Here is a 9,247-nt window from a genome sequence, read left to right on the forward strand (position 1 = left end):
GCGCGATTTCTTCTTGACAGGCCGAAGCTCCCTAGACAGAATCTGTCCGGATTCAGAATTCCATCCGACCCCTTGTAGCTCCCCATGAACACGGACGCCCCCGCCCCCAGGGCGGGCCGGCGGGAATGGGCGGGTCTGGCGATCCTCGTCCTTCCAACGCTCCTGGTCTCGGTGGACATCGGCGTCCTCTTCCTGGCGCTGCCCCACCTCGCCGCTGACCTGGGCGCCTCCAGCACACAGCTCCTGTGGATCACGGACATCTACGCGTTCCTGATCGCGGGATCCCTGGTGACCATGGGAAACATCGGAGACCGCATCGGCCGCCGGAAACTGCTCATCATCGGCGGGACCGCCTTCGGACTGGCATCGGTCCTGGCGGCCTACTCGTCCAGCGCGGAGATGCTCATCGGAGCCCGCGCCCTCCTGGGGGTCGCCGGAGCGACCCTGGCTCCCTCGGCTCTCGCGCTCGTGAGCACCATGTTCGCCGAGCCCCAGCAGCTCCGACCCCCTCGCGTACGTCGCCCTGATCGGCGGCATCGTCGTCACAGTGCTCGTCGTACGGCGGCAGCGACTTGCGTCCCCTCTGGTGGACCTCAGCCTCTTCGCGAACAGGACCTTCCGCTCGGCGCTGCTGATCATGCTCCTCGGATCCATCGTGATGAGCGGCATGATGATGCTCATCGCCATGTACCTCCAGATGGTGGTGGGCCTCGGCCCCCTCCAGGCCGGCCTCTGGACCGTCATCCCGGCGGCGGCGACGGTCGGGGGCGCCATGCTCGCCCCCGCGGTCGCCCAGCGCGTGAGCCCGGGCGTCGTCATCGCGGCCGGGCTCCTGGTCTCGGCCGCGGGCTTCCTCCTCATGACCCAGGTGGGCCCGTTCAGCGGTCTGGCCGTCACCCTCGCCGGTATCGCCATCGGCTCGGTCGGCGCCGGCTGCTTCGCGTCCTTGGGCACCGAACTGGCGCTGGGCGCGGCGCCCCGGACCGGGCCGGTTCGGCCGCCTCGGTGTCGGAGACCGGTGGTGAGCTGGGCGTGGCCCTGGGCATCGCCACGCTGGGCACGCTGGGGGCCGCGGTCTACCGCAGCCAGGTGCAGGTCCCCGACTCGGTTCCGGCCGAGGCGGCGGAGTCCTCCCGCGAGAGCATCGCGAACGCGACCGTCGAGGCCGTGTCGCTGCCCGCGCAGGTCGGTGCCGACCTGCTGGAGAACGCGAGGGAGGCGTTCTCGACCGGTCTGGGCGTCACCGCGGCGGCGGCCGTGGTCCTCTACGTGCTGCTCGCAGTGCTCGCCTTCGCCACGCTCCGCGGAACCCCGCCGACGGGGGCCGCGGAGGCGGACGGCTCCACCGGCCCGGACGCCGACCGTGCCACCGGCGGAGCGGCCTCCGTCCACGAACCGGTGTCCGTCGACCCGTACACCTCATCGGTGTAGGCGTGGACGACGCGTTCGACCCCGGCGCGCAGGCACTCGCCCAACAGGACCCCGGTCCCCCACGACCGCGACGCCGAAGGCCCGGGGGTCCCGCATCCGTCGGACGGTGAGCAGGGCCTCCGGTCGCCGGGCCAGGAAGGTCCGGGCCGCGTTTCCGTCTGGCCGTGGGCGTCTGTACGTCGTGCACGATGGTCCAGCAGTCGGAGGAGGTGCCCGCCGCGACCATGTTCGGTGAGGGGTACCCGTCCCGGACCTCCTCGTCGGCGCTGACGGGCGACCACTTCCGCGCCACCGCGCGGAGGCTGGTCCCGGAGGAGGCGCGCTCCCCCGACCCCCTTTTCGTGGAGAATCGGATGCAACGACGGCACTCTGCTGCAGGGGGTCGCCGCCGCCGGTGCCGGACACCTGGGGGTGGACCCGTCGGGCGCCGCCGTGGTCGCGGAGTCCGTCGGCGTGCGGGTGATGGTGGACTACTTCGGTGAGGCGACGTCCAAGAGCGCGACCGTCCTCAACTACTGCGGGATCGGCCCGGAGCTGGTGCCGTTCGTGTGCGACTCGACGCCAGGCAAGCAGGGGCGCATGACCCCGGGGACGCGCATCCCGATCCGCGCCCCGGAGGCGTTCGTCCCCCACCCGGACTACGCACTGCTCTTCGCCTGGAACCACGCCTACGAGATCATGGCCAAGGAGCGCGCGTTCACGGAGGGGGCGGGCGCTGGATCACCTACGTCCCCGAGGTGCGCGTGACCAGGGGAATCGGGTCCGTGGGCCTCGCGGTCGGCTGAGTACGGGGCCGGGGCCCGGCGGTCGGTGCGCGTCGGCCCGGGCCCCGCGTCGGCGCACGGCGTCGGGGGCGTGGGACCGGCTCCGGTCCCACGCCCCCTGTCACGCCCCCGGACAGGGCCCGTCCGCTACCAGTCCAGGGTCCGGCAGAACGCCCGGACGTCACGGACCAGGTCGTCGGGGCGTTCCAGGGCGGCGAAGTGGCCGCCCGCGTCGAACTCGGTCCAGTGGGTCAGCGAGGGGAGGATCCCCTCGGCGTAGCGCCGTACGGCCCGGACGGCGTCCCGGGGGAAGGAGGCGACGCCGACGGGGGCCTCCAACGGCCACGGTCCGCCCCACGTGCGGACGAAGTTCTCCGTGGTGTGGTTGGACTCGAAGTAGAACTGGGCACTGCTGCCGGCGGTCGCCGTGAACCAGTAGACGCTCGCGTTGGTGAGCACCCTGTCCCGGTCCACCGCGTCCTCGGGGACCTTCCCCGAGTCCGTCCACTCCCAGAACTTCTCCCAGATCCAGGCGAGCTGGCCCACCGGCGAGTCCGTGAGGGCGTAGGCGAGGGTCTGGGGGCGTGTGGACTGGATGTGGCGCCACCCCGCGCCGTCCTCCTCGAAGGCGGCCGCGAACCGGAGCCGCTCGGCGTCGGCGGCGTCCGGTTCCCCGGCGTCGGGGGGCGGGACGGTGACCAGCATGTTCACGTGGACTCCGGCGACGTGCCCGGGGTCCACCAGCCCGGTGCGCAGGGAGATGACCGACCCCCAGTCGCCGCCCTGGGCCGCGTAGCGCCCGTAGCCCAGGCGGCACATCAGCTCGGCCCACGCCCGCGCGACGCGCTCGGTGTCCCACCCCGGCTCGGTCGGGGCCCCGGAGAACCCGTATCCGGGGATCGACGGGATGACGACGTGGAAGGCGTCCGCGGGGTCCCCGCCGTGGGACGCGGGGTCGGTGAGCGGGCCCACCACGTCGAGGAACTCGACCGGGGAGCCCGGCCACCCGTGGGTCAGCAGCAGGGGGCGGGCCCCCGGCTCGGGCGAGCGGACGTGCAGGAAGTGCACGTCCACTCCGTCGATCTCGGTGATGAACTGGGGGAACGAGTTCAGGTGCGCCTCGGCCGCGCGCCAGTCGTACCCGTTCCTCCAGTACGCGACGAGTTCGCGGAGGTAGCCGAGCGGGACCCCGCGCTCCCACTCCGCTCCCGGCCCCTGTTCCGGCCACCGTGTGGCGGCCAGGCGCCGGTGGAGGTCGTCGACGTCTCTCTGGGGGATGTGGACCTCGAAGGGTCGGATCCGTGTCATGTGTTCCTCTTCCTCAGTGGCGCGGCACGGCCCCGGGGCGGGGGGGTGTGCCCGGGACGGGCCGTGTCCGGGGGTGGACGACCGCGTGCCGTGCGACACGCAGGAGCAGGTCGGGGCGCATGATCGACTGCGGGGGCGCCACGAGCCCGGCCGCCCGCACGAAGGCCTCCGACAGCCGTGCGTCATGCACGGCGGCCCGTTGGAGGCCGGTGGTGTAGGCGTTGGCGAATCGGGTCATCACGGTGCGCCGGCCCTCGACCCCGGGGTAGCCGAGGTCGGAGCCGGCCGCCAGGCTCCAGGGAGCCTGGACGTCGCGCGCCACGTCGGCGAAGAAGCGGGTCGCCGAGAGCGGTCCTGCGGCCCGCACGTGCCGCCGGAGTGTGAGTGCCTCGCGCGCGGCGACGGTCATGCCCTGCGCGTAGACGGGGTTGAAGGAGCAGACGGCGTCCCCGACCACCAGGAACCCCTCGGGGAAGCGCCGCAGCGACTCGTAGCGTCGGCGCACGCTCGCGGGGAAGCGGATGGTCACGGGGTCGTCCAGCGGTTCGGCGTCGGTGATCGCGTCGTGGATGTCGGGGATGGGGAGCGAGCGGGCGAACGCCTCGTAGCCCTCCGGGTCGGTGGGCGGGTGGTCCCCCAGGACCCCGGTGAGGGAGAGCTGTACGTGCCCCTCCCCTCCGGGGACGGGGTAGAAGAAGGCACCGCGGGGGTGCGAGGGGGTGGCGGCGGGGATGATGGCGATGTCGTCGCCGAACGGGTCGGTCCGCAGGCGGTAGTGCCGGGTCGTGTAGGCCAGGCGGACGCCGACGCGATCCTCCGGCGGGCGTTCGTAACCCAGCTCCTCCAACCAGACCGGTGTCCTGGAGCCCCGTCCCGTGGCGTCCACGACCAGCGCCGCCTCCAGGGTGGTCGTGTCCTCCCCTTCGGGGGTCACGCGCACGCCGACCACGCGGCGGCCTCCCCCGTCGGTCTCCAGTCCGTCGATGGTGTGTCCGGTGCGCGCGACCACGTGGGGGATCGCGAACACGCGGCGGCGGACGTGGTCCTCCAGGACCGGTCGCGTGGCCGCCAGCGAGAGGAGCCCGGACCGGCTGGGCCGCATCCTCCTTCCTCCGAAGTACCAGCGGATGTCACCGCTGAAGTCGCCCACGCGGACCCCGGACCGGATCAGGTCGTCGGTGAGCCCGGGGAAGAGCTCCTCCAGGATCTGCTGCCCCTGGGCCACCAAACCGTGGGCGTGGCGCCCCTGCGGCACGCCCCGGCGGGCCCCGGTCCCGTCGGTCAGCGGATCCCGGTCGACCACGACGACCTCGCGGTAGGTCTCCGAGAGCGTCCGGGCGGCCAGTAGGCCCGCCATGCTCCCGCCGAGGACCACGGCGCGGTCCCCGCCGGCGCGGGCGTCACTCTGCCCTGTCATGTGCGCCTCCCCCGCCGCTCAGACGTAGTCGGTGTTGGGTTCGAGGCCGCACATGGTCCTGCCGTGCAGCTCGAAGTTGGTGGAGGGGTGCATGATCGCGTGCAGGGACAGGGTCCTCATGTCGCGTTCCACCCGCTGGATGGGCACCGAGGAGTAGACGGAGGAGGCTCCGCTCGCGTCCGCCAGGAGCGTCACGGCCTCGCGCGCCCTGCGGCAGGCCGCGCCCATGTGGAGACGGACCTTGGACCGGTCCTCCAGCGGCCAGCCCCCCGTCGGACCTCCGAGGTCCGCGATCTCCGCGGCTCTGCGCGTGTGGAACGCGGCCTCCTCGATGGCCGCCTCGGCCTCGGCCACCGTCAGATGGGTCACCGGGGCCGCCGACTGGTCGTCGTAGGCGGTGTAGGTGATCTTGCGGCCCGGCAGGCGCTCGAAGAACAGGTCCCGGGCGGCGAGCGCCAGCCCCAGGGCGACGCCGCTGATGGTGGCGCAGGCCGTGGGCATGAAGGGGACGGCGTACGCGGGCGACGGCTCCTCGCCCTCGTACGCGGGCTGTCCCTGGAGCACGGGCACCACCGGCAGGACCCGCTCCTCGGGCACGAAGAGCCCTTCGGCGACGGTGGAGACGCTGCCCGAACCGCGCAGACCGGCGGTGTCCCAGTCGTCGACGACGCCCAGGTCCTCCACCGGTACCGCGAGCATCACGGGCTCGAAGCCGCCGTCGGGCCTGGCGAGCACGGCCGCGCTGGTGTTCCAGTGGCTCTGCTGGACACCGGTGTTGAAGGCCCAGCGCCCGTTGACGACGACGCCGCCCTCGACCGGCGCGGCGACGGCGGACGGGCCGATGATGCCGCTCACCCGCGTGTCGGGGGAGGAGAACACCTCCTCCCGGACCTTCTCGGGGAAGCGGCCCATCATCCACGAGCTGATGGACCAGACGGCGACCGTCCAGCCGGCGGCGCCGTCGCCCCGGGTGAGCTGCGTGACGACGTCGGTCACCGTGCGCGTGTCGGCCTCGTGGCCCCCGTACCGGACGGGGCGGCGCATCCGCAGGACCCCCGAGCCGTCGAGCGCCTCGACGACCTCGTCGGTGAGACGGCGTCGCGACTCCCCCTCCGCGGCGTTCTCCCGCAGCAGCGGCAGCAGTTCCTCCGCACTCGCGACGAGTTCCTCCCTGGTGGGAACAGAAACACCCATCTTCAACCCCTTTCGGTTCTCACGAATTCGAGACAACCGTTCCATCCCGGGGCGCGGAAATCGTCTCGTGGATTGCTGTCGGCGCCGACGGCGGCAGGGGCCGGCGACAGGGCAATCCGGGAGTCGTCGGGGCGCCTGACCGGCACGGACAATGGCCGCTGGAACGGGATGGAGCGCGCCCCGTCCCTCCGCACGACAGAGGAGAGCCATGGGAAGAGCAAGCGAGGACAAAGACAGGACCACGATCGAGGCCTGGTTCCACTACTACATCTCCCCGGATTTCCTGGACGGCATCCGGTCCCTGGCCTCGGAGTTCGAGAAATCCCATCCGGAATACAAGGTCAACATCACCGGCCACCATTTCCAGAGAATGCCGGACGAGGTGGCCGCGGCCGCCGCGCGGGGGGAGCAGCCCGCGCTGGCCGAGTACCTGTACCTGTCCACGCGTGAGGCCTTGGACACCCGCGGCCGGGACGGACGCCCGCTGTTCCGCTCCGTGGAGGGGGCACTGCGCGGTCGTCGGGAGGCCCGGGGGGAGTCCGCCGTCGTCCTGGACGACGTGGTCCCCTCCGCGCGCGACTACTTCAGCTACGGGTCGGAGGTGGTGGCCATGCCGTGGATGGTCTCCACCCCGATCATGTTCGCCAACCGCACGCTCCTGGAGCGGGCCGGGGTGGAGCGGGTGCCTCGCACCTGGCGGGAGCTGGCCGAGGCGTGCGCCGCGGTGACCGCCGCACCCGGAGGGCCCGAACACGGTGTCACCTGGGCGAACTACGGCTGGTTCTTCCAGCACGCGGTGGCGCAGCAGGGAGGGCTGCTGGCGGACCACGGCAACGGGCGCGAGGGGCGGCCCACCCGGGTGCTCCTGGACTGCCCCGAGGCGCTCGCCTACGCCCGGTGGTGGCGCGGCATGCACAAGGACGGCCACTACCTGTACACGGGCACGAAGGCCGACTCCACCAGCACGCCCAAGGCCTTCGAGGAGACCCACGCCGCCTTCGCCCAGCAGCGCGTCGCCTTCGTCCTGGGCTCCTCCGTGGAGGCGGAGCGGGTCGTCGGGGCCGGGCGCGAACACGGTTTCGACGTCACCGCGCACCCGATTCCGCACAACGACGAGGTCCCCCACCACGGCGACCTCATCGGCGGGGACGCCCTGTGGCTCACCGACGGGCTGCCGGAGCGGGTCGAGGCCGGCGCCCTGGCCTTCCTCCGGTTCCTGGACTCCCCGGAGGTGGCCGCACGCCGACACAGGAGCACCGGGTTCAGCCCCGTGACCAAGGGCGCGATCGATCTGCTCACCCGGGAGGGGTGGTTCGACCGCAACCCCCACCTCCGCGTGGCCGTGGACCTGCTGAACGTGCCCGCCGCGGGAAACGCGGCGCGTGGCGCCCTGGTCCAGGACTTCTCCGGGGTCCACGACCTCCTCACCGACGCCATGCACGACGTCCTGATGGCGGACGCCGACCCCGGAGAGCGGTTGGCCCGTGCCGCCGAGGGGGCCCGCGCCCTCCTGGACGCGCGCCGGCCGTTCACGCCCACGACCGCTACCGACGGAAGGACCGACCGATGACGACCTCCCACACACCCTCTCCCTCCGCAGCCCCCTCCCGCGACGCCCGGAGCCTGGTCGCCGCGTTCGTCGGCGCCTCCGACGAGGAGAGCGGCCCCCTCTTCGACGAGCTCGTGTCCTCCGCCTGGCGCGAGGGCGCCACCACGTCCGCCGCGGCCGGGACGGCGGAGGCCGCCGCCGAGTCCCTGGAGGCGGCGCCGCCCGACAGGCAGGGACTCCTGGTCGTCCTGCTGGGTCTGCTCGCCGGGTCGGACGACGGTCCGCGCGTCACCGTGCGCGCGCACCTCGACACCTTCCTGCGACTGCTCGGCCGGACCGGGGGCGGCCGCCCCCTGACCCTGGCCCTGTTCTACCTGCTCGGGCACTTCCCCGAGGACCGGAAGCGGATCATGGCGGCGGTGGAGCCGCTGGACCCGCCCCGGGACGACCGGACACGGCTCGAACGGTGCCTGACCTCCCTGGACCCCGAGGACATCGTCCTCGGACGGGTGTGGCCGTCACCGTCGGAGTGGATCCTCGGCGAGGAGGAGCGCCGCGCGGACCGCGCGTGGGTGGCCGGACTGAGCGCCGACCAGATCGCGCGGGCCTGGGCACAGGACACCCGTTCGGTCCGCTCCCACGCGGGGGCGAAGGCGCTGTGGGCGGTACGCGAGGGCACCCCGGTCGCCGTGGTGGACCGCGGATCCCACGCGGACGCGCCCCTGTTCGAGGTCTCCGCCCTGCCGGAGCGCCGACCCGGGACGCACGGTGCCTCGCTGCGCTGCACCTCCTGCCGGGGAGGGCTGGAGGAGACCGGGGCGGGCCTCACCTGCCGGGACTGCTCCCTCGTCTATCCGGTGGAGTACGGCGTCGTGGACCTGCTCGACCCCCTCACACCCGAGGCCGGGGAAGCCGAGGAGGGGGAGCGGGGGGACGTGCTCCGGCACGCCCAGGTCATGCCGCGGGTGGGGCACCACTACGAGAACGGGCTGCGCCCGGCCTTCCTGCGCTCCATGGGGTCCAACTGGGGAGGCCTGGTCTCCCCCACCGACGAGGACTCCTACATCACCGAGCACCTGAGGCCCGTGGAGGGAACCGTCCTGGACATGGCCGCGGGGGCGGGCCGCTGGACCGCCGTCGTGGCCGACGCGGTCGGTCCGGAGCGGGTCGTCGCCCTGGACGCGAACCCCTCGATGCTCGTGTGGCTGCGGGGGCGCCTGCCGGACGTGGAGTCGGTACGGGCGAGCGCCCTCGACCTGCCCTTCGCGGACGCCTCGCTGGGCGCGGTGAACTGCTGGAACTCCCTCCAGGCCCTCCCCGACCCGGAGCGCGCCGTCGCGGAGGTCGGGCGGTGCCTGAGGCCCGGGGGCACGTTCACCCTGATGACCTTCCTCCGTTCCCCCGACCCGGTCTACCGCTACTTCCAGACCACGCAGAACTTTCCCGGCTTCCCCGACGGGATGCCCCTGTTCGAACGCGACGACATCGTCTCCTGGCTGCGTTCGGCGGGGATGTCGGTACGCGACGAGCGGACCCCGGGGACGTTCCTGATCATCACGGCGCGCAAGGAGGGCTAGGCAGGGG

The 9,247-nt window shown here is 72.8% G+C and carries 7 protein-coding genes and 1 pseudogene; 5 read left to right on the forward strand and 3 right to left on the reverse strand.

Features of this window, described 5'->3' with window-relative positions:
- Positions 1 to 84 precede the first annotated feature (84 nt).
- The 3 genes and pseudogenes from ACFWTE_RS21515 to ACFWTE_RS21525 all read left to right on the forward strand — a co-directional run.
- Positions 85 to 435 (forward strand): annotated as a pseudogene (locus tag ACFWTE_RS21515) (MFS transporter); the annotation flags it as partial.
- A gap of 570 nt (positions 436 to 1,005) precedes the next feature.
- A complete protein-coding gene (locus tag ACFWTE_RS21520; RefSeq protein WP_378781454.1) occupies positions 1,006 to 1,431 on the forward strand; it encodes a hypothetical protein in 426 nt (141 codons plus the stop codon).
- 411 nt (positions 1,432 to 1,842) lie between these two features.
- Positions 1,843 to 2,178, forward strand: coding sequence for a methyltransferase C-terminal domain-containing protein (locus tag ACFWTE_RS21525; RefSeq protein ID WP_378781442.1), 336 nt, complete (start codon positions 1,843 to 1,845; stop codon positions 2,176 to 2,178).
- A 164-nt stretch (positions 2,179 to 2,342) separates the two neighbouring features.
- On the opposite strand, the gene ACFWTE_RS21530 is transcribed toward ACFWTE_RS21525, so the two are convergent.
- Genes ACFWTE_RS21530 through ACFWTE_RS21540 form a run of 3 tightly spaced genes read right to left on the reverse strand, consistent with a single transcriptional unit; the run spans position 2,343 to position 6,114 of the window.
- Positions 2,343 to 3,503: an epoxide hydrolase family protein gene (locus tag ACFWTE_RS21530; protein ID WP_378781443.1), complete on the reverse strand. Its 1,161-nt coding sequence runs from the start codon at positions 3,501 to 3,503 to the stop codon at positions 2,343 to 2,345.
- 13 nt (positions 3,504 to 3,516) lie between these two features.
- A complete protein-coding gene (locus ACFWTE_RS21535; RefSeq protein ID WP_378781444.1) occupies positions 3,517 to 4,920 on the reverse strand; it encodes an FAD-dependent oxidoreductase in 1,404 nt (467 codons plus the stop codon).
- 18 nt (positions 4,921 to 4,938) lie between these two features.
- Complete coding sequence (locus ACFWTE_RS21540; RefSeq protein ID WP_378781445.1) at positions 4,939 to 6,114, reverse strand: acyl-CoA dehydrogenase; 1,176 nt, start codon at positions 6,112 to 6,114, stop codon at positions 4,939 to 4,941.
- Positions 6,115 to 6,322: 208 nt separating this feature from the next.
- On the opposite strand from ACFWTE_RS21540, the gene ACFWTE_RS21545 reads away from it, so the two are divergent.
- On the forward strand, positions 6,323 to 7,684 hold the full coding sequence (locus ACFWTE_RS21545) for an extracellular solute-binding protein (RefSeq protein WP_378781447.1): 1,362 nt from the start codon (positions 6,323 to 6,325) through the stop codon (positions 7,682 to 7,684).
- Positions 7,681 to 9,240 carry a methyltransferase domain-containing protein gene (locus ACFWTE_RS21550; protein WP_378781449.1) on the forward strand — a complete coding sequence of 520 codons (1,560 nt, stop codon included), beginning with the start codon at positions 7,681 to 7,683 and terminating at the stop codon, positions 9,238 to 9,240. Before ACFWTE_RS21545 ends, ACFWTE_RS21550 begins: the two co-directional genes overlap by 4 nt.
- Positions 9,241 to 9,247: the final 7 nt, after the last annotated feature.

The sequence above is a fragment of the Nocardiopsis sp. NPDC058631 genome (genome assembly GCF_042716955.1).
Taxonomy (GTDB): domain Bacteria; phylum Actinomycetota; class Actinomycetes; order Streptosporangiales; family Streptosporangiaceae; genus Nocardiopsis.